24 protein-coding genes are annotated in these 24,591 nt (G+C 62.5%); 16 read left to right on the top strand and 8 right to left on the bottom strand.

Going from position 1 to position 24,591, the window contains the following annotated elements; translation table 11 throughout:
* Window positions 1-154 precede the first annotated feature (154 nt).
* The 3 genes from FE782_RS14780 (at window position 155) to FE782_RS14770 (ending at window position 6,590) form a co-directional block, all read left to right on the top strand.
* Entirely contained in the window at window positions 155-4,498 is a 4,344-nt protein-coding gene (locus FE782_RS14780; protein WP_138194987.1) for a DEAD/DEAH box helicase, read from the top strand.
* A 107-nt stretch (window positions 4,499-4,605) separates the two neighbouring features.
* On the top strand, window positions 4,606-5,430 hold the full coding sequence (locus FE782_RS14775; protein ID WP_238392498.1) for a prohibitin family protein: 825 nt from the start codon (window positions 4,606-4,608) through the stop codon (window positions 5,428-5,430).
* Between the two features lie 146 nt (window positions 5,431-5,576).
* Window positions 5,577-6,590 (top strand): DUF3231 family protein, encoded by a 1,014-nt coding sequence (locus FE782_RS14770; protein WP_158299401.1) that lies wholly within the window; start codon window positions 5,577-5,579, stop codon window positions 6,588-6,590.
* 7 nt (window positions 6,591-6,597) lie between these two features.
* Here the strand turns inward: FE782_RS14770 and FE782_RS14765 are convergent, their stop codons facing one another.
* Complete coding sequence (locus FE782_RS14765; protein ID WP_202914540.1) at window positions 6,598-7,692, bottom strand: ABC transporter permease; 1,095 nt, start codon at window positions 7,690-7,692, stop codon at window positions 6,598-6,600.
* Window positions 7,689-8,657 (bottom strand): ABC transporter ATP-binding protein, encoded by a 969-nt coding sequence (locus FE782_RS14760; RefSeq protein WP_138194985.1) that lies wholly within the window; start codon window positions 8,655-8,657, stop codon window positions 7,689-7,691. Before FE782_RS14760 ends, FE782_RS14765 begins: the two co-directional genes overlap by 4 nt.
* A gap of 152 nt (window positions 8,658-8,809) precedes the next feature.
* Here FE782_RS14760 and rlmD point away from each other — a divergent pair, with 152 nt between their 5' ends.
* Genes rlmD through FE782_RS14745 form a run of 3 tightly spaced genes read left to right on the top strand, consistent with a single transcriptional unit; the run spans window position 8,810 to window position 12,331 of the window.
* Window positions 8,810-10,402: a 23S rRNA (uracil(1939)-C(5))-methyltransferase RlmD gene (rlmD, locus tag FE782_RS32890; RefSeq protein WP_238392497.1), complete on the top strand. Its 1,593-nt coding sequence runs from the start codon at window positions 8,810-8,812 to the stop codon at window positions 10,400-10,402.
* Window positions 10,399-10,866, top strand: a complete 468-nt coding sequence (locus tag FE782_RS14750; RefSeq protein WP_138194984.1) for a PH domain-containing protein — start codon at window positions 10,399-10,401, stop codon at window positions 10,864-10,866. Before rlmD ends, FE782_RS14750 begins: the two co-directional genes overlap by 4 nt.
* A complete protein-coding gene (locus tag FE782_RS14745) occupies window positions 10,853-12,331 on the top strand; it encodes a PH domain-containing protein (RefSeq protein ID WP_138194983.1) in 1,479 nt (492 codons plus the stop codon). The genes FE782_RS14750 and FE782_RS14745 overlap by 14 nt, the downstream gene beginning before the upstream one ends.
* An 87-nt stretch (window positions 12,332-12,418) precedes the next feature.
* Here FE782_RS14745 and FE782_RS14740 read toward each other — a convergent pair whose 3' ends face one another.
* Window positions 12,419-12,718, bottom strand: a complete 300-nt coding sequence (locus tag FE782_RS14740) for a TFIIB-type zinc ribbon-containing protein (protein ID WP_138194982.1) — start codon at window positions 12,716-12,718, stop codon at window positions 12,419-12,421.
* 224 nt (window positions 12,719-12,942) lie between these two features.
* Here FE782_RS14740 and FE782_RS14735 point away from each other — a divergent pair, with 224 nt between their 5' ends.
* The 8 genes from FE782_RS14735 to FE782_RS32300 all read left to right on the top strand — a co-directional run bounded on the left by FE782_RS14735 (window position 12,943) and on the right by FE782_RS32300 (window position 18,343).
* The gene (locus FE782_RS14735; RefSeq protein ID WP_138194981.1) at window positions 12,943-13,698 is read left to right on the top strand and encodes a helix-turn-helix domain-containing protein; all 756 of its coding nucleotides are present in this window, start codon (window positions 12,943-12,945) and stop codon (window positions 13,696-13,698) included.
* Window positions 13,699-13,789: 91 nt separating this feature from the next.
* On the top strand, window positions 13,790-14,155 hold the full coding sequence (locus FE782_RS14730) for a VOC family protein (protein WP_138194980.1): 366 nt from the start codon (window positions 13,790-13,792) through the stop codon (window positions 14,153-14,155).
* A gap of 179 nt (window positions 14,156-14,334) precedes the next feature.
* A complete protein-coding gene (locus FE782_RS14725; RefSeq protein WP_138194979.1) occupies window positions 14,335-14,958 on the top strand; it encodes a GyrI-like domain-containing protein in 624 nt (207 codons plus the stop codon).
* A 78-nt stretch (window positions 14,959-15,036) separates the two neighbouring features.
* Window positions 15,037-15,804, top strand: coding sequence for a hypothetical protein (locus FE782_RS14720; RefSeq protein WP_138194978.1), 768 nt, complete (start codon window positions 15,037-15,039; stop codon window positions 15,802-15,804).
* An 18-nt stretch (window positions 15,805-15,822) separates the two neighbouring features.
* Window positions 15,823-16,275 (top strand): hypothetical protein, encoded by a 453-nt coding sequence (locus FE782_RS14715; RefSeq protein WP_138194977.1) that lies wholly within the window; start codon window positions 15,823-15,825, stop codon window positions 16,273-16,275.
* A gap of 78 nt (window positions 16,276-16,353) precedes the next feature.
* On the top strand, window positions 16,354-17,577 hold the full coding sequence (locus tag FE782_RS14710; RefSeq protein WP_138194976.1) for a DUF2157 domain-containing protein: 1,224 nt from the start codon (window positions 16,354-16,356) through the stop codon (window positions 17,575-17,577).
* Window positions 17,574-18,080 (top strand): GDYXXLXY domain-containing protein, encoded by a 507-nt coding sequence (locus FE782_RS14705; protein WP_138194975.1) that lies wholly within the window; start codon window positions 17,574-17,576, stop codon window positions 18,078-18,080. The genes FE782_RS14710 and FE782_RS14705 overlap by 4 nt, the downstream gene beginning before the upstream one ends.
* An 86-nt stretch (window positions 18,081-18,166) precedes the next feature.
* On the top strand, window positions 18,167-18,343 hold the full coding sequence (locus FE782_RS32300) for a hypothetical protein (RefSeq protein ID WP_158299400.1): 177 nt from the start codon (window positions 18,167-18,169) through the stop codon (window positions 18,341-18,343).
* 62 nt (window positions 18,344-18,405) lie between these two features.
* Here FE782_RS32300 and bcp read toward each other — a convergent pair whose 3' ends face one another.
* From bcp to FE782_RS14685, 4 genes are read right to left on the bottom strand one after another with little or no spacing between them, the layout of a single operon-like run.
* Complete coding sequence (bcp, locus tag FE782_RS14700; protein WP_138194974.1) at window positions 18,406-18,909, bottom strand: thioredoxin-dependent thiol peroxidase; 504 nt, start codon at window positions 18,907-18,909, stop codon at window positions 18,406-18,408.
* Complete coding sequence (locus FE782_RS14695; protein WP_138194973.1) at window positions 18,906-19,691, bottom strand: ABC transporter permease; 786 nt, start codon at window positions 19,689-19,691, stop codon at window positions 18,906-18,908. The genes bcp and FE782_RS14695 overlap by 4 nt, the downstream gene beginning before the upstream one ends.
* A gap of 5 nt (window positions 19,692-19,696) precedes the next feature.
* Window positions 19,697-20,491 carry an ABC transporter permease gene (locus FE782_RS14690; protein WP_138194972.1) on the bottom strand — a complete coding sequence of 265 codons (795 nt, stop codon included), beginning with the start codon at window positions 20,489-20,491 and terminating at the stop codon, window positions 19,697-19,699.
* A complete protein-coding gene (locus FE782_RS14685) occupies window positions 20,488-21,507 on the bottom strand; it encodes an ABC transporter ATP-binding protein (RefSeq protein WP_138194971.1) in 1,020 nt (339 codons plus the stop codon). The genes FE782_RS14690 and FE782_RS14685 overlap by 4 nt, the downstream gene beginning before the upstream one ends.
* Before the next feature lie 186 nt (window positions 21,508-21,693).
* Between FE782_RS14685 and FE782_RS14680 the strand changes: the two genes are divergently transcribed.
* Window positions 21,694-22,737, top strand: a complete 1,044-nt coding sequence (locus FE782_RS14680) for an LCP family protein (RefSeq protein ID WP_138194970.1) — start codon at window positions 21,694-21,696, stop codon at window positions 22,735-22,737.
* Between the two features lie 182 nt (window positions 22,738-22,919).
* A complete protein-coding gene (locus tag FE782_RS14675) occupies window positions 22,920-23,792 on the top strand; it encodes a hypothetical protein (RefSeq protein ID WP_138194969.1) in 873 nt (290 codons plus the stop codon).
* A gap of 183 nt (window positions 23,793-23,975) precedes the next feature.
* Here the strand turns inward: FE782_RS14675 and FE782_RS14670 are convergent, their stop codons facing one another.
* A complete protein-coding gene (locus FE782_RS14670) occupies window positions 23,976-24,560 on the bottom strand; it encodes a Crp/Fnr family transcriptional regulator (protein ID WP_138194968.1) in 585 nt (194 codons plus the stop codon).
* Between the last annotated feature and the right edge of the window lie 31 nt (window positions 24,561-24,591).

Below are 24,591 nucleotides of genomic sequence, written 5' to 3'. Positions count from 1 at the left end.
TTGCAGGAAAAATATCCGCCTCTGACAAGATTCGACACTCCCCATGGCTTCCCCTGCCGGCGCCGCCGCGTTTCGCGCGATTTTCTTCGCTCCGCGTGTGGTATAATTTCTCTATCCATATTTCGGAAAACGACGCCCTCGGGAGGCCCGCCCTATGCCGCACAAGCCCCATCCGCTCGAACGGTTCCACCCCGTCCTGTCCGCTTGGTTCGTCCGCTCGTTCGGCGAACCGACCGACGTCCAGCTCCGCGCCTGGGATGCGATCCAGGGCGGCGGCCATACGCTGATCGCCGCGCCGACCGGCTCCGGGAAGACGCTCGCCGCGCTGCTGCCCGGACTCGAGCTCGTCGCGCGCGCGAAGAGCGGCCCCGAGCCGTACGCGCCCGGCGTGCGCGTTCTCTACGTGACGCCGCTCAAGGCGCTGAACAACGACATCCACCATCACGTCGTCGGCTTCGCCGCGGAGCTGGACGCGTTGGCGGCGGAAGCGGCGAGCGAAGCTTCGTGGCGCCCGATTACCGCCGGCGTGCGCACCGGCGACACGCCGCAGAGTACGCGAGCCTCGATGCTGAAGCGGCCGCCGGACGTGCTCGTGACGACGCCGGAGTCGCTGTACTTGCTGCTGCTCGCGGAGAAGAGCCGGGACATGCTGCGCACGGTCCGGTACGTCGTCGTCGACGAAATCCACGAGCTCGTGCCGAGCAAGCGCGGGGCGCACCTCAGCCTGTCGCTCGAGCGGCTGGCGCGGCTGCTCGAGGACGGCGGCGGCCCGGCGCCGCAGCGCGTCGGCGTCTCCGCCACGCAGAAGCCGCTCGAGACGGCGGCGGCGTTCCTCGCCGGCGCGGACGCATCCGGCGCATTCCGCGACGCGGCCATCGTCGAGAGCGCGATGGACAAGACGTACGACATTCGCGTCACGGTGCCGGACTATGCCGTCGCGACGCAAGACCGCGAGGCGGTCTGGCAGGCGCTGACGGACCGCGTGAAGCAGCTGATGGGCGCAGCGAAGACGGCGCTCGTCTTCGTCAACAACCGCCGGCTGTCCGAGCGCCTCGTGCTGCGCCTGAACGAGCGGTTCGGCGAAGGCTTCGCCCGCGCGCATCACGGCAGCGTCTCCCGCGAGCGGCGGCTCGAGGCCGAGCGGCTGCTGAAGGCGGGCGAGCTGCGCTGCCTCGTCGCGACGTCGTCGCTCGAGCTCGGCATCGACGTCGGGCATATCGAGATCGTCATCCAGATCGATTCGCCGCTGTCGGCCGCTTCCGGCATTCAGCGCATCGGCCGCGCCGGGCACGGCGTCGGCGACACGAGCGTCGGCCGCATCCTCGTGCGCAGCCGCGGCGCGCTGCCCGAGACGGCCGTGCTCGCGCGCCTCGTCCGCGAGCGCGACATCGAGCCGATCGCGATGACGGACGCGCCGGTCGACGTGCTCGCGCAGCAGCTGACGGCCGCCGTATCCGCCGCGCCGTCGAAGGCCGAGACGCTGCTGTCGCTCGTCCGCGGGGCGGCGCCCTACCGCGGGCTGCCGGAGGGGACGTTCTACAGCGTATTGAACTTGCTCGCGGGATATTACCCGTTCGCGAAGCCCGTGCTCGACTGGAACCGGGACACGGGCGAGCTGACGGCGCGGAGCAACTCGCGCCTCGCCGCCATGACCGGCGCGGGCACGATTCCGTCGAGCGCGAATTACCCGGTCTACCACGGCGAGACGAAGCTGCAGCTCGGGGACCTCGAGGAAGAGTTCGTCCACGAATCGAGCGTCGGAGACGTGTTCCAGCTCGGCGCCCACGCCTGGATGATCCGCGAGATCAAGCACGACCGCGTCATCGTCAGTGAAACCGCCAACCGCTACAGCGAGGTGCCGTTCTGGCGGGGCGACGCCGGCGGGCGCGGCTTCGCGCTGGGCGAACGCATCGGCGCGTTCGTACGAGACTTCCTAGACCGCCTCGCCAGGCAATCGGACTTCGAGCTCGCCGAGTTTCTCGCTCGGACGAGCGGCTTCGACGCTCGCGCCTCGGAGGAGCTAATAGATCTCGTCCGCCGGCAGGAGGCGGCGTCGCACATGCCGACCGACCGGCGCCTCGTCGTCGAGCGGTACGAAGACGTGTCCGGACAGACGCACGTCGTCGTGCACAACTATTGGGGCCGGCGCGTTAACCGGGCGTGGCTCCTGGCGCTGCAGCGCATCTGGGACGAGTCCCTCCCGTTCCCGCCGTATGCGAACGCCAAGGACAACGGCATCGAGCTCGTCTTTCGCTCTTGGCAAGCCGACGCGCTGCCGAGGCTGTGGGCGCTGACGCCGGAGACGGCGGAGGCGGCGCTCGCGGAGGCGGTGCCGGCGTCCGCCATGTTCGCCGTGACGTTCCGGCGCATGGCCGAGACGGCGCTGCTGCTCTCCCGCGGCTTCGCGCGCGTGCCGTCGTGGCAGAAGCGCATTCGCGCCGAAGAGCTGCTTCAAGCGTCGCTCCCGTTCGCGGAGAAGTTCCCGTTGTTCGGCGCGGCGCTCGAGGAATGCATGCGCGAGCTGGACGCGGCGAGCCTGAAGCGCGCCCTGCGCCGGCTGAACGACGGCGAGATCGAGGTCGTCTCGGTCGAGAGCGACGCGCCGTCGCCGCTGGCCGTGCAGTTCACGCTCGACTACGTGGCGCAGATGCTGTACGAAGGCGACGCGCCGAGCGAGGAGCTCCGGCGGCAGCTGCAGCAGGTCAGCCGCGACATGGCGGAGCGGATGTTCGGCGAGGAGCGGACGAAGCTCGCCCTCGATCCGGCCGCGCTCGAAGCCGAAGCGGAGCGCCTCGAAACCGGAGGCCGTCCGGTCGCCGGACCGGAGGACGTGCCGGCGCTGCTCAAGCGCCGAGGCGACTTGACCGCGGCGCAGCTCGAGAAGATCGCCGGGCCGGACGCCGCCCGGTGGACGGAGGCGGCCGTCGCGGCGGGCCGCGTCGCGACGGTGCGCGTCGCCGGCGAGACGCGGTATATCGCCAGGGACGAGGTCGAGACGTACGCGCGGTTCCCCGCCGACCCGGAGGCGGCGGCGTTCGTGCTGCTGCGATATATCGACGGGGTCGTCGGCTTTACGGCGGAGGAACTCGCGGAACGGTTCGGGCTCGCGCCCGCCGACGCCGACGCCCAAGTCGACCGTTGGGCCGCCGAAGGCCGGATCGAGCCCGCGCCGTTCGAGGCGCCAAGCGCAGGCGTCCCGACGTATTGGACGAGCCGCAAGGTCGCCTCCCGCCTCGTGCGGCTGTCGCTCGCCGCGGTGCGCGGCGGCGCGGCGCCCGTCGAGCCGGCGCGCTGGCAGCGGCTGCTGCTCGCGCGGCACGGCCTGGACCGGCCCGCGGCGGCGGCCGGCGCCGACGCGCTGCGCGCCGCCCTCGCGCCGCTGCAAGGACTGTTCCTCCCCGCCGCGCAATGGGAGTCGACGATTTTGCCGGCGCGCCTCCCCGGCTACCGCAAGGACGAGCTCGACCTGCTGTGCGCGTCCGGCGAGCTCGTCTGGCTCGGCCGGCGGCGCCCCGGCGAGAAGGAGGGCCGCATCGCCTTCTTCCTCGCCGGGTCGGAGCGTCTGATGGAGGGCGCCTTGTCGTTCGGCGACGCCCATCGAGACGCCGAGTCGGCCCATCCCGAGCTGCTCGAGCTGCTTCGGCAGCGGGGCGCTTCGTTCCTGACGCGCCTGTCGGCCGACGCCGGCGAACCGCCGTCCGCGCTGCTGCCGAAGCTCGTCGAGCTCGTCTGGGAGGGGCGCGTCGCGAACGATCAATTCGCGCCGATCCGCAACTTCCTGCTCGCGAAGGGCGGACTCCACCCGAAGCTCGGCTCGGGCCACGGCCGCTGGTACGCGGTCGAGCCGCCGTCCAGGGGACCGAACGAAGAGCAGGAGCGCGCCGTCGCCTGGGCGAAGCAGCTGCTGCTCGCGTTCGGCGGCGTCACCTCCGCCATCGTGAACGCGTACGCGCCGTTCGGCTGGGACGCCGCGCTGCCGCTCTTCAAGCAGCTCGAGGAGTGGGGCGTCGTCGCGCGCGGCTTGTTCGTCGAAGGCGTGACGACGCTGCAATTCATGGAACGCGAAACGATCTCCGCGCTGCGCGGCTGGGAGACGCCGCCTCCCGCGGAAGCGTCCCCGACCGGCGGCGTCGCGCTCGTCAGCGCGGCGGACCCGGCCGTCCCGTACGGCGTCGCGGCGCCTTGGCCTGACGTCCCCGGCGCCGACTTCGCGAGGAAGCCCGGCAACTACCTTGTCTTCGCGGACGGCGTCTGGCGCTATTGGCTCGAATCGAACGGCAAGCATATCGTCCGCATGACCGAATCGGCCGACGAGGCCGCGACGCTGTTCCCGGCGCTGAGGCAGCTCCTGCGCCGCGGCGGGCTGAAGCGCATCCGCATCGAGACGTGGAACGGCCGCAGAGCCGCGGACGCCGAAGACGCCGTCCGGCCGCTGCTCGAGCGCGGCGCCGACCGCGACGGCGGCTCCCTCGTCCTATGGCCGAGCAGTCTCGGGTAGAACGTCCCGGCCTTCGTACGGTAGACGGACGATCGCCAATAACTTCTTGCAACGCGGGATCGTTCCTTAACGTATGAAAGAATCATATATCTTAAGGAGTGGTCCGTTTGAATCCTGAGAACGTCGTAAGAATGCCGAACCCCAAGAATATATCCCGTGTCGCGATCGGCGTATTGATCGTGATCGTTCTCGTCGTCGTCGGCTTCCGTTCATTCACGATCGTGGAAGCGGGCCATCGCGGCATCGTGCTGCAGCTCGGCGCGGTGCAGCCGCAAGTGTTGTCGGAGGGCCTGCACTTCGTCGTACCGTTCATTCAGACGGTCGTCCCGGTCGAAGTGCGCGTGCAGAAAGCCGAATCGAGCCAAGTATCGGCGAGCCGCGACCTGCAGACGGTGACGACGACGCTCGCCGTGAACTATCATCTGGAGGGCGGCAGCGTCAACAACCTGTATCAGAACGTCGGATTAGAGTACAGAGCTAGAATCGTCGACCCGGCGATCAGCGAAGCGCTCAAGGCCGTGACGGCGCAATATACGGCGGAGGATTTGATCTCTAAGCGGTCCGAGGTGAGCGCGAAGGTGAAGGAAGCGCTGACCGCCAAGCTGGGACTGTATAATATGATCCTCGACGAAATTAACATCACCGAATTCAAGTTCTCGGAAGAGTTCGACCGGGCGATCGAGCAGAAGCAAATCGCGGAGCAGCAGGCGCTGAAGTCGAAGCTGGACCTCGAGCGCATCAAAATCGAGAAAGAGCAGGAGATCACCAGAGCGCAGGCGCAAGCCGAAGCGCTGCGGCTGCAGAAGCAAGAAGTAACGCCGGAGCTGATCGAATTGCGTCAGATCGAAGCGCAGCTCAAGGCGATCGAGAAGTGGAACGGTCAGCTGCCGAACGTAACCGGCGGAGCGACGCCGTTCATTAACGTAGACTAACGACGAAACGTAAAATACCGCTCTCCTCCCGTATCGAGCAAGGAACGGGCGAGGGCGGTTTTTTATTGTCTGGATGCTTATTCCAAATTTGTATAATGCATCATCCCCTGAGGGAAACTATGGGAAAACCCGATAGAGGTGTTCCCGTGAACGTCGTTGCTCACCGACCCAAACTAACCTCCGCGGAGGTCGCCGCGCTCTGGACGCAATATATGAACGACTCGGCGGGGCTTTGCGTCGCCCGCGCCATGCAACGCCATCTCGAAGACCCGGATACGAAAGCCGTCTTCGACTATTCGACGAATCTCGGAACCCGACACATGGACAAGATTGCGTCGTTCCTGAAGAGCGAAGGATATCCGGTGCCGACGGGCTTCTCCGACCGGGATCTGGCCGTGGAGACGCCCCGGCTGTTTACCGACGTCTTCTGCCTGAACTACTTGAACATCATGTCGCTGCACGGCTGCCACGGCTACAGCGGCGCCGTGACGACCTCCTCGCGGAGCGACGCCCGGAGCTACTTCACCGAATGCGCCACGACCGCCCTGGAGTTATGTAACCGAACGAAGGATTTACTGTTGGAAAAGGGTTTGTATTTTCGGCCCCCTACTCTCGTCCCGCCGTCTAGGGTCGACTTCGTCACCCGCGAGAGCTTCTTGTCCGGGTGGTTTCACGATACCCGGCCGTTAAGCTGCATCGAGATCACCGATATTTTGTTTAACTTGAAGAAGAGCATATTGGCGAAGGGATTGGCCGTCGCCTTCCGGCAAACCGCTTCCTCCGATCGGGTCCGCTCCTTCCTGGACGAAGCCGTTCGAACGAAGGAGAAGCATATCTCCATGTTCAATAAGATCATGGAAGCGGACGGCCTTCCGACGCCGACGTGCTTGACCGCGGAAATTACCGACAGCGCGAAGGGACCGTTTTCCGACAAGTTAATGATGTTTCTCATAGGCTTCTTGTTCTCTTCGGCGATGGTATATTACGGCTCCGGACTCGCATCTTCTCCGCGGAAGGACTTGGCGCCGAAATATATGATGGCGATCGCCGACGATTTGAAGGTCGGCGGGGAGTGGATGTCGATCATGATCGACAACGGCTGGCTGGAGCAGCCTCCCCTCGCCGAAAACCGTCATGCGGTCGCGGGCGAGAAACATTAAATTCGTCTTATTCCCACTTGAACGTCCAGCTTGCGACGGCGAACGCCAAGACGAGCCAGCCGCCGAGGATGAGCGTCTCGCTCCAAAGCGCGCCGAGGCCGGCGCCGACGTTCATGACCGACCGCAGCGCGTCGGACAGATGCACGATCGGCAGCGCGTGCACGATCGGCTGCAGGAAGTCCGGCATGTTCCGCACCGGGAAGAACACGTTCCCGAGAAACATGAGCGGGAACGAGATGAGCCCGGCGATCGGACCCGCGCTCTCCGGCGTCTTCGCGACGCCCGCGATGATGAAGCCGATCGACATGAAGACGAGCGTGCCGAGCACGATGTAGAACAGCACGAGCGCCCAGGAGCCGCTCACCTTCGTGCCGAAGACGAGCGCGGCGATCAGCAGCACGACGACCGCTTGCAGTCCGTTCAGAATAAGCCGCGCCGTAATTTGCGCCGCGATGAACGTGCGCGCCTTCAAGGTCGTGCTCTGCATGCGCCGCAGCACGCCGCGCTCGCGCCACGAGGAGATCTGGCCGGCGACGCCGTTCAAATTCGTCGACATGATCATCATCGCGAGAATGCCGGGCACGAGGAAGTCGATGTATCGGAGGCCCAGCGACTGTACCGGCTGCGACGCCACCAGGACCGCCGGCTCGTACCCGGTAATCTCCTTGCTGATGCCGTCGACGACGCCGCTGACGTACTGGACGCCGAGCTGCGCGACGGTCATATTCTGCTCCTCGTAAAACACGTCGACCGCGGCCGCTTCCCCGCCGGCGGCCATCGCCGCCGCGAAGCCGGCCGGCAGCACGACGACGAGCTGCGTATCGCCTTGGCGCAGCGCCTCGAGCGCGGTCTCCTTATTCTCGCTCGCCGACAGCCCGAGCGCCTCGACGCCGAGCAGCGCGTCCGCGACGTCCGCGGACGCCTCGCTCGCATCCTCGTCCACGACGTATCCGCTTAACGACACATCGCCGCCGTCGAGCATCGTGCCGAGGCCGATCATCATCAGAATCGGAAAGAACATCGTAAAGAACAACATCTGCCGATTGCGCAGAAACAACGTCAGCTGCGCCTTCGTCAGCTGGACATACGCGCTTCGCTTCATGATTCTCTCAGGCTCCTTCCCGTCATCTGGATGAACACGTCCTCCAGCGTCGCCGTTCGCGTGCTGAGGCCCTCCAGCTGCAAGCCGTGCGCCTCCGCGCCGGACACGAGCGCCGTCAGCGACGCCTGCAGATCGCCCGTGTACAAGACGAACCCCTCCTGCCGTTCCTCCACGCTCGTCGCCGCGTCGATGCCGCGCAGCCAGCCGCGCGTCCGCTCCTGCCGTTCGCCGGGCATCGCAGCGAAATCCGGCACGCGGAATTCGATCGTCTTGTCGGCCGAGAGTCCCCGGATCAAGTCCGCCGGCGTGTCGAGGGCGATGACGCGGCCTTGATCCATCAGACAGATGCGATCGCATAGAATATGCGCCTCGTCCATGTAGTGCGTCGACAGGACGATCGTCTTCCCCTGCTCCTTCAGCCGGAGCACGATATCCCATAGCGTCCGCCGCGCCTGCGGATCGAGCCCCGTCGTCGGTTCGTCCAAGAAGACGACGAGCGGGTCGTTCACGAGCGCCAGCGCGACGGCGAGCCGCTGCTTCTGGCCGCCGGAGAGATGCTTGACGCGGCCGGACGCCTTTTCCGTCAAAATCATGCTTTCCAATAGCGGCTCGATCGGCACCGATTCCTTATAGAAGCTCGCATACATCTCGGCAATTTCCCGCACCGTGAGCAAGTCGAACAGCGACGTCGACTGCAGCTGCACCCCGATGATCGCCTTCACCTTCTCCAGCTGCGACACCGTATCGAAGCCGTTCACGAGCGCGCGCCCGCCGTCGGGCCGCCGGAGCCCCTCGATCATCTCCATCGTCGTCGTCTTGCCCGCGCCGTTCGGCCCGAGCAGTCCGAACACTTCCCCGCGTCTCACTTGGAAGCTGACGCCGTTCACCGCCGTGAACGCGCCGTAGCGCTTCACGAGACCTTCGGCCTCGATGACATGTTCCACCTTATCCCGCTCCCTCCGCATCCGTTCCCAGCTTACTACGTAATTATCCTACCTCACGGTTCGACGGTTTACAAAAAATTCCGCCTCCGCGTCCTCCGTTGGGAGCGAACCGCCGATGTGGTAAAGTGAGAGGAACGAAATCATCTCAAGCGAACAACGAACGGAGACTATCCATGGCGAAAACGAACCCCCGCCGCCCGCGCCCGTCCGCGGGACCGGCCCCCGTGTCCGCCGCCGACGCGGACAAGCTGAACCCAGGCGATACGGTCGTCGTAACGATCAAACGGCTCGGCATTAACGGCGAAGGCGTCGGCTATTACAAGAAGAAGGCGATGTTCGTGAACGGCGCCCTGCCCGGCGAGGTCGTGCGGGTCCGAGTGACGAAGGTCGAGCCTAGGCTGCTGTACGGCGAGGCGGTCAAGACGGAGAAGCGGTCTCCCGAGCGGACGGCGCCGTTCTGCGCGTGGTACGACGACTGCGGCGGCTGCTCGCTCCAGCATCTGGCGTACGAAGGCCAGCTTTGCGAGAAGGAAGCGCTCGTCCGCGAGGCGTTCGCCCGTTACGCGGGCATCGAAGCGGACGCTCTGCCGCTCGCGCCGATCGTCGGCATGGACGAACCCCGCGCGTACCGGAACAAGGCGCAGCTGCAGCTCGGGCTCGGACCGAACCGCGAGGTGCTCGCCGGGCTGTATGCGTCGGGCTCGCGGCGGCTCGTCGACATCGCCGGCTGCCCCGTACAGCGCACGGCCGTGAACGACGTCATGCAGACGGTCAAGCGCATCGTGCAGTCGCTCGGACTGCCGCTCGCCGACGCGTCAGGCTACGGCCGCGCCCTCGAGACCGCGCCGGAGGACGGCGAGTACGCCGTGCGCTCGGGCGGCCGGACGGCGGAGCGCGGCGCCCGCGGCGGCGGGCGCGCGGCCCGGCGAGGCCCGTCCGCGCTGCGCACGGTCGTGGCGCGCGCGGCCGTATCGACCGGCGAGACGCAGCTGACGTTCGTGACGACGGGCGCCGAGCTGCCGAGCGAGCGGGCGCTCGTCGCCGAGCTGCGGCGCGCGCTGCCGAACGTCGTCTCGATCGCGCACAACGTCAACGGCGAAGACACGCCGCTCGTGTTCGGCGACAAGACGCGCATCGTCTGGGGCGCGGAGCGCATGAAGGAAACGCTCGGCGACCTGACGTTCGAGCTGTCCCCGCGCGCCTTCTTCCAGCTGAACCCGTCGCAGACGGTTCGGCTGTACGAGCGCGCCCGGGCGGCCGCCGCCCTGACCGGCGGCGAAACTCTCGTCGACGCCTATTGCGGCGTCGGCACGATCTCGCTCTGGCTCGCCGGAGCGGCCGGGGAAGTGCGCGGCATCGAGGCCGTGCCCGAAGCCGTGGAGGACGCGCGCCGCAACGCCGCCGCGAACGGCATCGACAACGCCTCGTTCCACGTCGGCTTGTCGGAGGAGCTGCTGCCGCGCTGGGCCGAGAGCGGGTTCCGCCCCGACGTCGTCGTCGTCGACCCGCCCCGCTCCGGCTGCGACCGCCGGCTGCTCGACGCGCTGCGGCGCGTGCGCCCGAAGCGGATCGTCTACGTCTCGTGCAACCCGTCGACGCTCGCGAAAGACGCCGCGGCGCTGCTCGCGGGCGGCGCGTACCGGCTCGCGTCCGTCGAGCCGGTCGATATGTTCCCTCACACGGCCCATGTAGAGTGCGTCGCGGCGTTCGACCTCGGCGCCGAAGAGGAGCGGCAGCCGCATTCGGACAGAGCGCGAACGTCGTGAAGAGAATCGACCCGCGGGCGGTGCAAGCCCGACGAACGGAAGGCTGGATCGCCAGCGCGGCCGACTTGACCGGTCTCGTCATTCTCTGGGCACTGACGGCGAGGTTCGACTGGCCGATCTGGATCCCCGCCGCGGCGGCCGCCCTCTCGGTCTTATTCGTCGGCATAGAGTTGATCGCCATGCCGAAGCTGCTCTATCGCACTTGGAGGTACGACGTCACGGAGAAGGAGATCGAGCTGCAGCACGGATTATGGGTGAAGAAGCGCTCGTCGATCCCGATGTCGAGAATCCAGCATGTCGACTCGAAGCAGGGACCGATTCAGAAGCGGTACGGATTGTCGACCGTCACGTTCGCCACGGCGGCCGGCAGCCATCGCATTCCGGCGCTGTCCGAGGAAGAAGCCGATCGCGTGCGCAGGCAGATCGCCGAGTGGGCAAGGGTAGCCGAGCATGAAGAACGCTGAATCGGTCGCGGACGCTCCCGCAGGCAAGCGGCTCCATCCCGTGTCGATGCTCTACTTTCTGTTCCGTTCCGGGAAGGAGCTGTCCGGCTTGCTGCCGCTCATTCCCGCCGTCATATGGGGCGCCGACAAGCTGCTGGGCCGATCGATCGAACGAGGGGGGCTCACCGCCTTCGTCGTCGCGGCCGCCGCCATGTTGTTGGTTTCCGTAGCTTGGATCCGCTGGCTGCGCTTCCGATACCGGGTAGAGCACGGCGTTCTGTACATCGAGCAAGGGTTATGGGTTCGTCGGAAAATGTGGATCGCCCAGGACCGCATTCAGTCCCTGGATACGACGGTAGCCGTGTACGATCGCCTCTTCGGCTTGGTCCGACTGGAGGTGGAGACGGCCGGAGGAGACGAGAACGCCGTACTCAGCTCCATCGCGGCGGCGGAGGCGGCCCGCATTCAGGCCGCGTTGGGCTTAGGCGGCGGCGCGGCGTCCGAGGACCCTGAAGAAACCCCTGTCGAGCGCCTCCTTCCGGGTCAAGGCGTTCGGAGCATGCGCTTTTCGCTCCGCCGAACGCTGCTCCTGAGCGTCGCCAGCGGCAAGTTCCTGCTGATCTGGACTGTCGTCGTCGGCGGCGGGGTGAAGCTGTGGGACGAATGGCTGCGGAAAACCGAAATCTGGGACGCGATGTCCGGCCCGTTGTTCGCCGCCGGCCTCCCTCTTGCGGTCGGTGCCTTCGCCGCCGCGACGTGGGCGCTTGCCGTCGCGGCCACCTTCCTGCTGACGTACGGGTTCCGGCTGGAGGCGGAGGGCGATACGCTTACGATCGAACGAGGGGTGCTGGAGAAGAAACGCAGGGTCATCGCGTCTCGGCGCATCCAGGCGGTACGGGTGACGGAGCACGCCCTGCTTCTGCCGTTCGGTATGGCCTCCGTCAGAATCGTGATCGCGGGCGGCACGGATGACGAGGACAAGACCGTCGACGTCTTCCCGCTCCTTCGCGTTTCGGAGCTGCCGGCGTTGTTCGAAACGTTCCTGACGGACTACCGCTGGCCGGGATCGTGGAAGCCCGTCGGCAAGAAGGCATATCACAGCTATGCATTGTTTCCCGCGCTGCTCGCGTCGCTCGCGGCGGCGGCCGCCATCGTCTGGCTGCCGACCGATTGGCGTTGGGGCGCGCTCCTGCTCCCGCCGGCCGTGTGGGCCTTCGGCTTCATGGAATTCCGTCGTGCGGCTTGGTCGCGGGAGGGGGGGCTGCTCGCTCTCCGCAGCGGGGCATTTTCCAAAAAGACGGTGTTGATCCCGCGCCCTCGCGTGCAATGGCATCGCCGCTCGCAGACGCCGATGCAAGAAGGGAAGCGGCTCGCTACCCTCAAGGTCGCCGTAGCGACGGGGAAATCCGGAACGGCTTTCTCGCTAAGGCATGCCGACGCCGACGACGTCCGCGCGCTGTCGGATTGGCTTTCGAGGAAGGAGTAAGCCGCGACGGCGGCCGAAGCCGGTCCCCATAGAACGCGAAGATGGCCCGGAACTCCGCCGATGCGCAGAGCTCTGGGCCATGTTCCGTTAAAACAAATCGTTGAAGATGTCCAGCACGGTGTTTTTCTTCTTATATTTCGGCGGGTAGCGATTATAATCGGAATCGTTCCTTGGCTTCCCTTGCGGATAAGGCGGAATCGGAGGTTGGGGCGGCGGTTCCCGGTGCCATTCGTTATATTCCTCCCGCACTTCGCGTACCCCGAGCATCAGCTTATCCAGCTCCCCCCGGTCGAGCCATACTCCTTTGCAATCCGGGCAAACATCGATGTGCACGCCGTTCTTCTCTATTTCTCTCATCCGTACATCATTGCATACCGGGCATTTCATGGAATCCGCCTCCATCGCAAATTTATTCACTACCGCTGAGTATACCATAATTCCCCAACCGCCGAGGGGAACCGAAATTCCTTAAGGTTCGAGCGCTTAGGGAAACGGACGACCGGTATGGTAAAGTAAGAAGAAGAAAATCGCCAAAGCGAGAACGGACGGATGAAGGATGATGAGAACCGCGTACTCCCGCGCCCTGTCCCCTGCCGTAGGTAAAACCCGTTATGTTCTATAAAGAGTATAAGCCCTGTGCGGAGCTGGAAAAGTACATCAAATGCTTCTGGATCATGGAGCGCACCTACGACGATCGCGTCGGCCGCTACGAATACTTATGGCCGACGGGGTTGACGGAAATCTTGATGATTTCCGGTTCTTCCTTTACTCAAGTCATCGGCTCGGAAGAAATTCGCTTGTCCGACCGCATGCTGATCGGCGCTCATCGTAAGCGATTTACGTTAAAAAACGAAGGCGACGCGAAGCTGATCGGCATCCGCGCGTACAATCACGGAGCGTACTTGCTGTTCGGCCTCGATCCGAACGCGTACGCCGGCTCGATCGTCGACTACGCGCTGCCCGGACTCGACGCGGAGTCCCTTCTTCGAATGGACCGTCCCGACGTCGTCGATCGGTTGAACGACTACTGCCAAGCCGCGCTTAAGCCGTCGGAGCTGCTGGACGTGTTCTACAAGATTTACCGGGAGGAACAGGCATCCGTGGAGGAGCTGAGCGCTAGAGCCCATCTGTCCAAGCGGCAGCTGGAACGCAAGGTGAAGGAGTACACCTCCTTCACCCCGTCGGAGCTGAAGAACATCGTCCGCTTCGATAGAGCCCGGCTCAAGCTGCTGTTCACTCGGGATCCGCTGCAGGCGATGCACGACGCGGGGTATTACGACTACTCGCACTTCAGCAGAGAGTTCAAGCGATATTACGACATGACGCCGAAGCAGTTCGTCGATTGGCTCCCCTTCTATGGAAAATGAAGGATGTCGCGTTTGTACAATACTTCGCTTAGGAATAGATTTATGATGACGATAGATGTACCGAAAACATTCTTGCAGGGGGCTTTCGACGATGATCGGCAAGATCGCCAGCGTTTCCATTTATGTAGAAGACCAGGACAAAGCGGTAGAATTTTGGACGACACAGGCGGGTTTCGTCGTTCGGAAGGACATGCCCATGGGGCCATCGATGCGTTGGATCGAGGTATCGCCGCCGAACGCCGGGGAAACCGTATTGGTCTTGTATCCGAAACAAGCGATGCCGAATGCCGGGGAGCTGAAACCGTCCATGGTGTTCGAATGCTCGGATATCCAAGGCACCTATGCCGAGATGAAGAGCAACGGCGTGTCCTTCGAGGGCGAGCCCGCGAAGATGGGCTTCGGCACGTTCGCTACGTTCTTCGACGAATCCGGCAACCGGTTCGGGCTGCGCGGGTAACTCCGTCGCCCGATGAACGGGAAAATCTCCCTCCGATGCATGGCCCATCCGAATCCGCCGTCGAAGACAGGAGCCCCCCGCTACAGGGCGGCTCCTGTTTCTTTTTCCGACCATGACAGCCCCTGTCAGTGATCGAATGTTATGCTGAACGCGAAACCGAATCGGAGGTCGAACCGAGCATGACGAAAATAGACTATAAGAAACAAGACAAGTCGTTGTATTTGCCGAAGGAACGTCCGGACATCGTTCGGGTGCCGCGCATGACGTTCATCGCGATCGAGGGGCAAGGGGATCCGAACGGGGACGAATTCGCGTCGGCGACCGCCGCGCTGTACAGCCTTAGCTATGCCGCGAAGATGTCCTACAAGAGCGAAGCCCCGCCGGAAGGCTACTACGAATACACGGTATACCCGCTTGAGGGCGTCTGGGATCTCATCGACGTGAGCGTACCGCCTACGGTGAAGAGCAACTTGAAGTACAAGCTCATGATCCGCCAGCCCGCGTTTCTCGACGACGCGCTGTTCGAGCGGCTTCGGCGGGAGACGAGCCGGAAGAAGCCGAATCCCTTCCTCGCCGGGGCTTCCTTCGTCTCGATGGAAGAGGGATTGTGCTGCCAGATGATGCATGTCGGCAGCTACGACGACGAGCCCGCCAGCTTCGCGACGATGGAAGCGTACTGCCGCGAGCGCGGTTACCGAAGAACGTCGCTCCTCCATAGAGAAATCTACATTTCGGACCCGCGGAAGACGGAGCCCTCCCGGAGGAAGACGGTATTGCGAATCCAGGTCGCGCCGGAAGCTTGATGTCCGACGCGCCTTTGGATAATGATTCCCTTCCCGTAAAACACTAGGATTATCTCCAATGACGGGCGGGAAGACGCAATGCAGATCAGAAGCGGCGGGATCCGGCGGCCGAAGGCGGCCATCTCCCCTTTCAATTCCAATATCATTCAGGTCCACAACCCATATACCGCTTTATGGTGGTCGGCCGCCTTCCCCGGGGCCGGCCACATCTTGCTTGGCAAGGGAGTCAAGGGAGTTCTCCTTTTCCTCTGGGAGTTCACGTTCAATACGCAGAGCCACCTGAATCAAGCGATCTACCTCTCGATGATCGGCGAATTCGACGCGGCGAAGGCCAGCCTCGACACCCGTTGGTTTTTCTTGTACATCGTCATCTATATTTTCGTCATGTGGGACTCGTATCGTCTCGCGACGGAGCTCAATCAGTTTTCCGTATTGGCCGACCGCGACCGCGTTCCGCTTCCCGCCTTCCGAATGAACAGCTTCGAGATCAATTACTTGATGAAGACGAACCCCTGGATCGGCATCGTCTGGTCGTTGTTCATGCCGGGTCTGGGCCATCTGATCTCGAGAAACCTTGCCCCCGGCCTGTTTTTGATGCTGTCCCACATGTTCGCGGTCTATAAATCGAACTTCATGCCCGCGGCGCTGTACACGATGACGGGGGAGTTCGCCCTCGCGACGTCGTCGCTCGATCCGCAGTGGCTGTTATATTTACCTTCCGTCTACCTATTCGCGGCGAGCGACAGCTATTACCGCATTCTGGCTAACAATCGAATGTTCGAAATCGAGCAAGCTCGACATTTATGGAATCGGTACAACTCGCCCGACTTCAAGATGCCCGTCTAAATTGGAGGTGCCCGCCCCTTGTACGTCGTATCCGTATTCGAACATTCGCTGAAGCTGGAGCTCGCGCTCGCGACGTTGGAGGAAGCCCGCGTGACCGCCTCCGACATTCTGGCGATCCCGCTTCGGAAGCCCTGCCCGAATCGCTCCCTTCCCGTAGACCCGTACAATACGGACGGCTTCAACTTGTTCCCGGTCGCGTGCGTCGCCACCGTCTCGATGCTGCTCGGCACGATCTACGGCTTCCTCTTGTACTGGGGACCCATCCTCTGGGGAATGATCGGGCTCGTCGCGGGGATCGCCCTCGGCATCGTCGTCGAACGCTTCGCGAAGAAGACGAGGGCGATCCGCAAGCACCGCATCCATCACGCGGACGTCGTCCTGCTCGTCAATTGTAACGGCGACGAAGCGAAGCAAGAGCGCGTCGCCCGCATTCTCGCCGATCATCACGCGATCGGGGTGACGAAGCTGTAACGTATGTCCGTCGACTTCTCCGTTGGCCTGTGCGAAGATAGGGGTATCTTATGAACGGAAGCGGGAGGAGGGAACGGCATGTCTAGAAAATGGCTCGCCCGCGAAGGCGACCGTTGGGTACGCGAAGAAATCGTCACGCCGGAGCAGCTCGCGCGCATCCGCGCCTTGTACGACGACAGCCCGGAGCGAAGCGTCGGCGTCCTGCCGCTGCTCGGCGGGCTGCTGCTCGGACTCGGAGTGCTCAGCTTCGTGGCCGCGAATTGGCAGGAGCTCGCGAACGAGCTGCGCCTGGCGCTGCTGCTCGCCGTCATGTTGGCGGCTTACGCCGCCGGGGGCCGTCTGCTCGCGCGCGGGCACGAACGGCTCGGCGTCGCGATCGCCAGCGTCGGCTTGTTCGCCTTCGGCGGCGGCATGATTCTCGTGCACCAGATGTTTCACATGGTCATGTACGGCGCGGCGACGCTCGTCGTCTGGTCCGCCGCCGGCGCGGCGCTCGCGTACGCGCTCCGCAGCCGGTATTTGTACGTCATCGCGATCATCTTGACGTTCGTGGCGCAAGGGTACAGCCTCAGCGCGTTCGGCGGCCGCTTCAGTTGGGCGGCGTTCGCCGTATTGGCGCTCGGCTTGGCATGGTTCGACTTCGTCCGCCGCGGGTCTCGTCTCGTCCCGGCGCTCTGGTCGATCGGCGTCGTCGGGCAGACGCTGCTGCTCGTCCTCGCGATGGAATGGCCGTTCGGCGCGATGTTCGTCCCGATGGCGCTGCTGTACGCCGCCGGCGATCTGCTGCGCGGCGACCGCTTGCGGCGCGCGGTTCAATGGCCCGCGCTCGCCGCGGCGTTCCTGTTCGCGCTCGGCATCGTCCTGTTCGCCGGACCGCTCGGCGCGCCGACGCCTCTCGACGCTTGGGTCTACGTCCCGGCGCTGCTGGCGCTGTTCGCCGTCTCGGCGTACGCGAAGCGCCGACGCGGCGACGCCTTGTCGCTGCTTGATTGGCTGCCGTTCGCGCCCTTCTTGTACGCCGCGCCGTCCGCGGTGCCCGTGCTGTACCTCGTAGCCGCGTTCGCGTTCGCGCTGTACGCGCTGCTCCGCGGCTACGAGGAGGAATCGCGGCCTCGCATTAACGCCGGCACCGCCGCGTTCCTGCTCGCGACGATGGCCGCCTACTTCAAGCTGACGTGGGCGTTCCTCGACAAGTCGCTCTTCTTCTTGATCGGCGGCGCCCTGCTGCTCGCCCTGAGCGGGTTCCTCGGCCGGCGGAAGAAGGTCGTGCTTCGGGAAGCGACGAAGGAGGAAGAGCGATGACGAGGTTTCGGTGGGTCGCGATTCTAGTCCTAGCGCAAGCGCTCGTCCTGCTCGGTCTCGCCGGCTCCTCCTACGCCGCCGTATGGTTCGGCAAGGAGGTGCGGCTGCAGACCGTCCCGGTCGACCCGCGCGACATTCTGTACGGCGACTACGTGACGTTGTCGTATGACATCAGTCGGCTCTCTCCGTCGTTATGGCGCGGCGAGGCGCTTCCCGAAGAAGGCGACGCGATCTATGTCGCGGTCGCGCCGAAGGGCGACGTCTACGCCGCGGTCGCCGCGTACCCGAGCCGCGTCGCGGTCCCGCCGGATCAAGTATTGATCAAGGGGCTCGCGACGTGGCGGTGGGAGCAAGAGATCGTCGTCCGATACGGGCTTGAGCGGTTTTACGTGCCGGAAGGCACCGGTCTCGCGCTGGAGGAGCGGGCGGCCGACATGATCGTCGTCGCGAAGATCGCGCCTTGGGGACGGGCGACGCTGACGGACGTGCTTCCGATAAAATAATTCGGCGCGGGTGTCACATTTTCGTAGATGCGGAATAGGATAAGTGGTGGTTAAGAAACATCGATAAGAAGAGAGGAAGAATACTTATGGTGTTAGTCGTTCATCCCCCGCTCCCGTTCACGCCGCCGTCCGAGCCCTATTCGCCTTATGCGCCCTACGCGCCGATTCCGACGCGTCCCGCTCAGCAGGTGACCGTCCCGACGGACCGCCGTCCGGCGTCTCAGGAAGACGCGCGCCGCGAAGCTCCGTCGTTAGACCGATAAATGGCACGACGAAGAAAACGACCGCTAACGCAGGCTGCATACGCCTTCGAAGCGGTCGTTTTCTATTCCAGCGCCTTCAGAATGTCGGCGATATGATTTTTCAGCCGCACCTTGCGCCACGCGCGGACGAGCTTGCCCTTCTCGTCGATCAGGAACGTCGAGCGCTCGACACCCATATATTCGCGCCCGTACAGCTTCTTCAGCTGCCAGACGCCGTATTTCTTGCATACCTTCAGCGACTCGTCCGACAGCAGCGGGAACGGCAGCGCCTGCTTCTCCGCGAACTTCGCGTGCGACTTCGGCGGATCCGGCGACACGCCGACGACGATGGCGCCGAGCTCGGCGAACTTGCCGTGGAAGTCGCGGAACTCGCATGCTTGCTGCGTGCACGTCGGCGTCTGATCCTGCGGGTAGAAGTATAAGACGACCTTCTTCCCCTTCTGCTCGCTCAGCTTGAACGTCCCGCCGTCCCCGGTCGGCAGCGCGAAATCCGGCGCCTTGCGGCCGACGATCGGCAGCTTGATTTCCTTAGGGGCGCTTTTGCCCTTGCTCTCGTTTTCGCTCATGATCCGGCCCCCCTATAACGCTTGATGCCCGTATTCCAGACGAACAGCCCGAACCCTAAGAACACGGCGCCGACGACCGGCGTCAGCCAGGCGTAGCCGAGCAAGTCGTCCGCCTCCAGGAAGAACGCGGCCGGATAAAATCCGACGAAGGCGAACGGCAGCGCCCACGTCAGGACGAGCTGCAACATCTTGTTGTAGATCGTAATCGGATACCGCCCGTAGCTCTGGATGTTGTACATAAGCGGCAGGATGCCCGTCGGCGAATCCGAGTAGAACGAGACCGCGGTTAACGCGATATAGATGCCGCCGTACACCATGACCGAGCCCGCGACGAGCAGCAGGAAGACGAGCGGGTCGTACCAATCGAGCGAGACGCCGAGCGCCGGCCAGGCGTACGCCATGATCGCGACGCCGATGATCGAGGAGAGCAGGCCCGGCGGGTCGAGATTTTCCAGCATCAGCTGCGCGAGATTGTGCACCGGACGCGTAAGCACCCGGTCCAGCTCCCCCTTCACGATATACCGCTCCGTAAATCCCCATAAACCGAAAAACGCGGAGAAGATGCCGTACGGCACCATGAAGTACCCGTACACGAAGATGATCTGCTCCCTTGTCCAGCCGTCGAGCAGCTGCGTATGCTCGAAGATGACGACGATGAAGATGAGGTTCATCGCCAGAAACAACAGGTCCGAGAACACCTCCACCCAGAAGTCGGACCGGTATTGCATACGCGTCTTCAAATAAGTCTTCAGATAGTCCCAGAAAATGCCCGCGGTAAACATCCCTCTTACCCTCCCTGCACGAACAACCGGTTTTTCGCCTTCCGCCACAGCCAGAACATCGGGCCGACGAGAAGCGCGAACCAGATCGCCTGCACGCCGAGCGCGGACAGCGCTTCGGTCCCGGCCGTCCGGCCGGTGAATACGGTCGCCGGCAGGTATGTAATCGCCTGGAACGGCAGCAGCGCAAGCAGCGATTCGGCCCAGCCGGGGAAGAACGACAGCGGAATGATCAGCCCGGAGAACAGGTCGACCGCCACGCGCTTCATGCGCATGAGGCCTTCGCTGTTTTCCAGGAAGAACGCTCCTAAACCGATTAAAATATTAATCTGCGTATTGATTAAGAAACTAAAGAACAGCATGACGAGGAACATGCCCCAGACGCCCGGATCCCGCGGCAGCGACACCGGGAACAAGAGGCTCGCGATGATCATGCCCGGCACGGAAAACAGGAACAGGCGGAAGATGCCTTCGCCGAGGCCTTGCATCATCTTCACGACGATGTATTGGTACGGCCGGATGAACTGGATCGCGACGCTGCCGTCGCGGATTTCGTTCGAAATTTCACGGTCCAGGTTATTGAAATAGAACGCCCGCGCCATCCAGGAGACGGCGATGTACGTCGTCATCTGCGCGATCGTGAAGCCGCCGAGCTCGGGCTTGTCGGCGTAAATCGCCGACCAGACGAAGTAGTACGCGCCGATGTTGATGGCATAGATCGCGATGCCGCTGTAATAGTTGACGCGGTACGCGAGCATCATGAGAAACCGCATGCGAATGAGCTCGAGATACGCCGGATTCATCGCGCGGCCCCCGTCTTTTCCGAAGAACCGGTCTTGTAGATTTCTCTAACGATCTCGTCGGTGTTCGTCTCTTCGATCTTGATGTCGCGAATGTCGACGGCGCCGACGACGCGTGCCAGCGTCTCGGAGACGTTCGCGCCTTGCGGAAGCGCGGCTCTCGCTTCGAAGGCGTTGTCGGTCGTCCACGCGACCTGCAGGCCTTCGGTCAGCCGTTCGAGCTCGCCGAGCGGCATGCCCGTCCCGAACCGGAAGACGATCTCCTTGCCTCGGCCCCACGTCTCCTTCAGCCGCTGAAGACCGCCGTCGTAAATGATCTTGCCGTCGTCGAGCATGATGACGCGGGAGCAGAGCGCTTCGATGTCCTGCAGATCGTGCGTCGTGAGCAAAATCGTCGTGCCGAACCGTTCGTTCAGCGACTTCAGGAACTCGCGGATTTCGGTCTTCACCACGATGTCGAGACCGATCGTCGGCTCGTCGAGAAACAAGATCGACGGGTTGTGGAGCAGCGCCGCGGCGATCTCGCAGCGCATGCGCTGGCCGAGCGACAGCTTGCGCACCGGGCGGTTCAGCAGATCGCTTAGGTCCAGACGCTGGACGAGCTCGTCGAGTCTAAGCTTGTAGTCGCGCTCGGGCACGCGGTACACCTTGCGCAGCAGGTTGAACGACTCGATGACGCCGAGGTCCCACCACAGCTGGCTGCGCTGTCCGAAGACGACGCCGATGCCTTGGACGAACTTCTCGCGGTCCTCGAACGGAACGTAGCCGTTCACGACGATCCGACCCGAGGTGGGCACCAGGATGCCGGTCAGCATCTTGATCGTCGTCGATTTGCCGGCGCCGTTCTCGCCGATATACCCGCAGATTTCCCCTTGCGGAATTTGGAAGCTGATATCGTTCACCGCGGTCACTTCGCGGTATTCTCTCTGAAACAAGTCGCGGATCGCGCCTTTGAGGCCTTCCCGGCTCTTCTGGACGCGAAACTGCTTGCGTAGTCGTTCGACGTCGATCGCTAGCATACGTTACGGTTCCTCTTTCCTTTTCCTTGATGCGGTTAATGGTTTATCGCTATAATACTAAGGGCGCGCAACTTTCGCCGCCGTGTCGACGTTATATATTTTTAGTTGGATGCGATTGGTAGAACGGCTAAAGCGCGCGGAACTTGATGATAATGATACCATTACCCCGGACGGAGGAAAAGCGACATGACCTGGCTGAGGACCGCCGCCATTACGATCGTCGTGTTGACGCTCGGCGTCATCGGATATTATGGATATTCCTTTTACAGCTTCGCGGACGATCGACCTGAAGATTCGAGATTCAAGGATTTCGAAGAGCAGAAGCCTTCCGCGACTTCGGGGACGACGAACGTGGAAGAAGTCGAATACGAGACGCCGAAGTGGGAAGGCACCGACCGGGTGAACGTGCTGCTGCTCGGCGGCGATTCCCGCGGTCTCAAGAAGAACGAAATTCCGCGCTCGGATACGATGATGATCGCGTCGATCGATCCGGTGACGAAGAAGGCGCATCTGTTCTCGTTGCTGCGCGATACGTACGTGCGCATCCCCGGCCACGGATCGGAGCGGATCAACACGGCGATCGTGCTCGGCGGGCCGAAGCTCGCGATGCGCGCGGCGAGCGAACTGACCGGCCTTAATATTCAGTATTATGTATATACGGACTTCGAAGGGTTCGTCCATCTGATCGACGAGATCGGCGGCATCGACTTCGAGGTCGAGAAGGATATGCGTTATACGTCGCGCGCCGACGGTCCGGAGTACGACATCGACCTGAAAGCCGGCATGCAGCATATGGACGGCCGCACGGCGCTGCAATACGTCCGCTTCCGGCATGACGCGCTCAGCGACTTCGCTCGGACGGAGCGTCAGCGGAACTTCATGACGGCCGTCGCGCAGAAGCTGCAGACGACGACGTCGCTGCTGCGGCTGCCGCGTATCTTGGCCGCGATCGATCCGTACATCGAGTCGAATTTGTCGGTGACGGAGATGATCAAGCTCGGCGCGCTTGGCTTCGAGGCGAAGGCGAACGAGGTAGCCGGCGTGCAGCTGCCGCCTTCGAACCTGCTGCGCGAGGAATCGGTCGGCGGCGCGTCGGTGCTGACGGTCGACCCCGACGACCTGCAGGAGTTCATCGCGGAGTCGTTCGCGAAGACGGCGGCGCCGCCGGTCCGCGACGCCGATCCGAAGGACGCCGCGCTCGGCGGTCCGGACGAGGGCAGCGACGGATAATTTTACGGAGAAAGGGGCCGCCCCGAAGCGCTTTTGCGCGCGGGTGCGGCCCTTTTTTGTCGCATCGTCGGAGTACTTGTTCCCGCCCGATTCTGGAGTATCCTGCTGACATTTCGCCTGAGGAGGTGTATAAAAAGGCCGCCGCGTACCAAAATAATGAAAAACGGAAGCGGGCGGCTTACATGTTATATCTCGTCAATTTAGCTGCGATTTCGCTGTGGATGGCGATTTTGTTGCGCAAAAGGACGCTCTCGCTGCACTCTGTTGTTACCGCCTACGTCATCGGCGTCGGCGTGGCGGACTTCTTTGAGGGTCTGTTCAACGTCGTCCTCGGGCTGTACCAGTTCCCGACGCATCTAAGAACGGATCCCGCCTTTGACAACGAGCTTGGCGTGGTCTTCTCCGATTTCTTAATTTTGCCCTTCGTATTCATTATCTTCGTCCATTATGCCGCAAGAACCGCTCACCCTTGGAGGGTATCCATCGCGTTTGCAGCGCTGCATGTCAGCCTGGAGTGGATTTATGTGAAATTGGGGTATTTGACGTATGTGCACTGGAGTGTACTGTATTCCGCATGTTTCTATGTGGGCGGGTTTCGGTTCGGCGCTTACCTTGCGCCGCGCATCTCCAGCTACCGTCCGCCGATTCCTTATCGCCTCCGGCTTCTCTGCTTCTCCCACATGATCCTGATGTGGGTAAGCGCCGTGTTCGCCCTGCCCCTACTGAAGCTATACCAGTTCAAACCCGGCTTATTCCACAATATCATCACCGACTGCCGAGTGGCGGAGCTCGTCACCGGCGATATTTTATCCGTACTGTGCGCTCTTTTCATTCCAATGACGCCTCATCGGCTGAAGCCCGCCGTATTTGCCGCGATCGCCGGCATCGGGGCCTTTATCGCCGTCTTCGCTTACAGCCAGGGCTGGCTAATTTACTATCATTGGAATCTCTTCCTGTCGGTCCTGCGTTATGTCGTTCCGGTCGGACTCATTATGCTCTATGACCGCTGGGAGTCGGCTTATCAGGTCGCACTGAACGGTGGGAAATGTAAATAAGGCTGCTCCTTGGACATTTGCAGTCCGCTCCGAATTGCCCCCGAAATGTGCGCTATCAAATTATAGACTATATACCTCGTCTCTTGACTTAAGTCAATGCACGTAAACATCCCTCTAGTTACAATGTAATCATTACTTGAACTTCAGGGGGTCATGGGTATTTCAAGGAAAGGGTCAGCCGGTTCAGAGAAGGTCTTGGTGGATTCGCTTCTTAATTCTGCTTAATGACTCCGGAGTAATGCCGAGATAACTGGCCAATTGATGTTGGGGTACCCGGTCGATAAGAGACGGGCGTTTCATTAACAGCGTCTTGAAGCGTTCTTCAGGCGTAGAAGCGATAAAAGCAGCGAATTCCTCTTGGACCTGACTTAAGAACTCCTCGATCATCCTGTGGGTCATTAACTCCAATTGAGGGTGTTTGTTGTACATGTCCTGTTCCGTATTCAGATCTCCGACGACCATTACCGAATCTTCAACGCACATGAAGGTGAAATCGGACGATTTGTCCGGTTTGTGATGATTGAAGATGGCGATGAATTGCTCTTCTGTAAAGAAATTGGATGTGACCTCTCTTCCATCTTCATCGATCGTATACTGCCTTACGCAGCCTTTCAGGACAAAATAACATTTGGTTGGGGCATCTCCTTGTTTAAAAAGAACGGTTCCCTTTTTAAATTCTTCTATATGAATCTCATCCACAATGGCTCGCTGATCTTCCTCGTTAAGGGAAGTCCATCTCGACATAAACTTGTAAAAAACGTTTTTCATTAACGCTTCTCTTCATCTCCTTCTTTTCCAT

The organism is Paenibacillus antri, from assembly GCF_005765165.1.
Lineage (GTDB): Bacteria > Bacillota > Bacilli > Paenibacillales > YIM-B00363 > Paenibacillus_AE > Paenibacillus_AE antri.
This window is presented reverse-complemented; position numbering and strand designations above follow the sequence as displayed.

Bases quoted from the DNA above. Each gene is read 5' to 3' on its own strand.
- FE782_RS14710 (WP_138194976.1), top strand. From the start codon at position 16,354: ATGTCTAGAAAATGGCTCGCCCGCGAAGGCGACCGTTGGGTACGCGAA.
- FE782_RS14705 (WP_138194975.1), top strand. From the start codon at position 17,574: ATGACGAGGTTTCGGTGGGTCGCGATTCTAGTCCTAGCGCAAGCGCTC.
- FE782_RS14675 (WP_138194969.1), top strand. From the start codon at position 22,920: ATGTTATATCTCGTCAATTTAGCTGCGATTTCGCTGTGGATGGCGATT.
- FE782_RS14735 (WP_138194981.1), top strand. From the start codon at position 12,943: ATGTTCTATAAAGAGTATAAGCCCTGTGCGGAGCTGGAAAAGTACATC.
- FE782_RS14730 (WP_138194980.1), top strand. From the start codon at position 13,790: ATGATCGGCAAGATCGCCAGCGTTTCCATTTATGTAGAAGACCAGGAC.
- FE782_RS14740 (WP_138194982.1), bottom strand. From the start codon at position 12,718: ATGAAATGCCCGGTATGCAATGATGTACGGATGAGAGAAATAGAGAAG.
- FE782_RS14680 (WP_138194970.1), top strand. From the start codon at position 21,694: ATGACCTGGCTGAGGACCGCCGCCATTACGATCGTCGTGTTGACGCTC.
- FE782_RS14725 (WP_138194979.1), top strand. From the start codon at position 14,335: ATGACGAAAATAGACTATAAGAAACAAGACAAGTCGTTGTATTTGCCG.
- FE782_RS14670 (WP_138194968.1), bottom strand. From the start codon at position 24,560: ATGAAAAACGTTTTTTACAAGTTTATGTCGAGATGGACTTCCCTTAAC.
- FE782_RS14690 (WP_138194972.1), bottom strand. From the start codon at position 20,491: ATGAATCCGGCGTATCTCGAGCTCATTCGCATGCGGTTTCTCATGATG.
- FE782_RS14760 (WP_138194985.1), bottom strand. From the start codon at position 8,657: ATGCGGAGGGAGCGGGATAAGGTGGAACATGTCATCGAGGCCGAAGGT.
- FE782_RS14695 (WP_138194973.1), bottom strand. From the start codon at position 19,691: ATGTTTACCGCGGGCATTTTCTGGGACTATCTGAAGACTTATTTGAAG.
- FE782_RS32300 (WP_158299400.1), top strand. From the start codon at position 18,167: ATGGTGTTAGTCGTTCATCCCCCGCTCCCGTTCACGCCGCCGTCCGAG.
- FE782_RS14765 (WP_202914540.1), bottom strand. From the start codon at position 7,692: ATGAAGCGAAGCGCGTATGTCCAGCTGACGAAGGCGCAGCTGACGTTG.
- FE782_RS14720 (WP_138194978.1), top strand. From the start codon at position 15,037: ATGCAGATCAGAAGCGGCGGGATCCGGCGGCCGAAGGCGGCCATCTCC.
- bcp (WP_138194974.1), bottom strand. From the start codon at position 18,909: ATGAGCGAAAACGAGAGCAAGGGCAAAAGCGCCCCTAAGGAAATCAAG.
- FE782_RS14685 (WP_138194971.1), bottom strand. From the start codon at position 21,507: ATGCTAGCGATCGACGTCGAACGACTACGCAAGCAGTTTCGCGTCCAG.
- FE782_RS14745 (WP_138194983.1), top strand. From the start codon at position 10,853: ATGAAGAACGCTGAATCGGTCGCGGACGCTCCCGCAGGCAAGCGGCTC.
- rlmD (WP_238392497.1), top strand. From the start codon at position 8,810: ATGGCGAAAACGAACCCCCGCCGCCCGCGCCCGTCCGCGGGACCGGCC.
- FE782_RS14780 (WP_138194987.1), top strand. From the start codon at position 155: ATGCCGCACAAGCCCCATCCGCTCGAACGGTTCCACCCCGTCCTGTCC.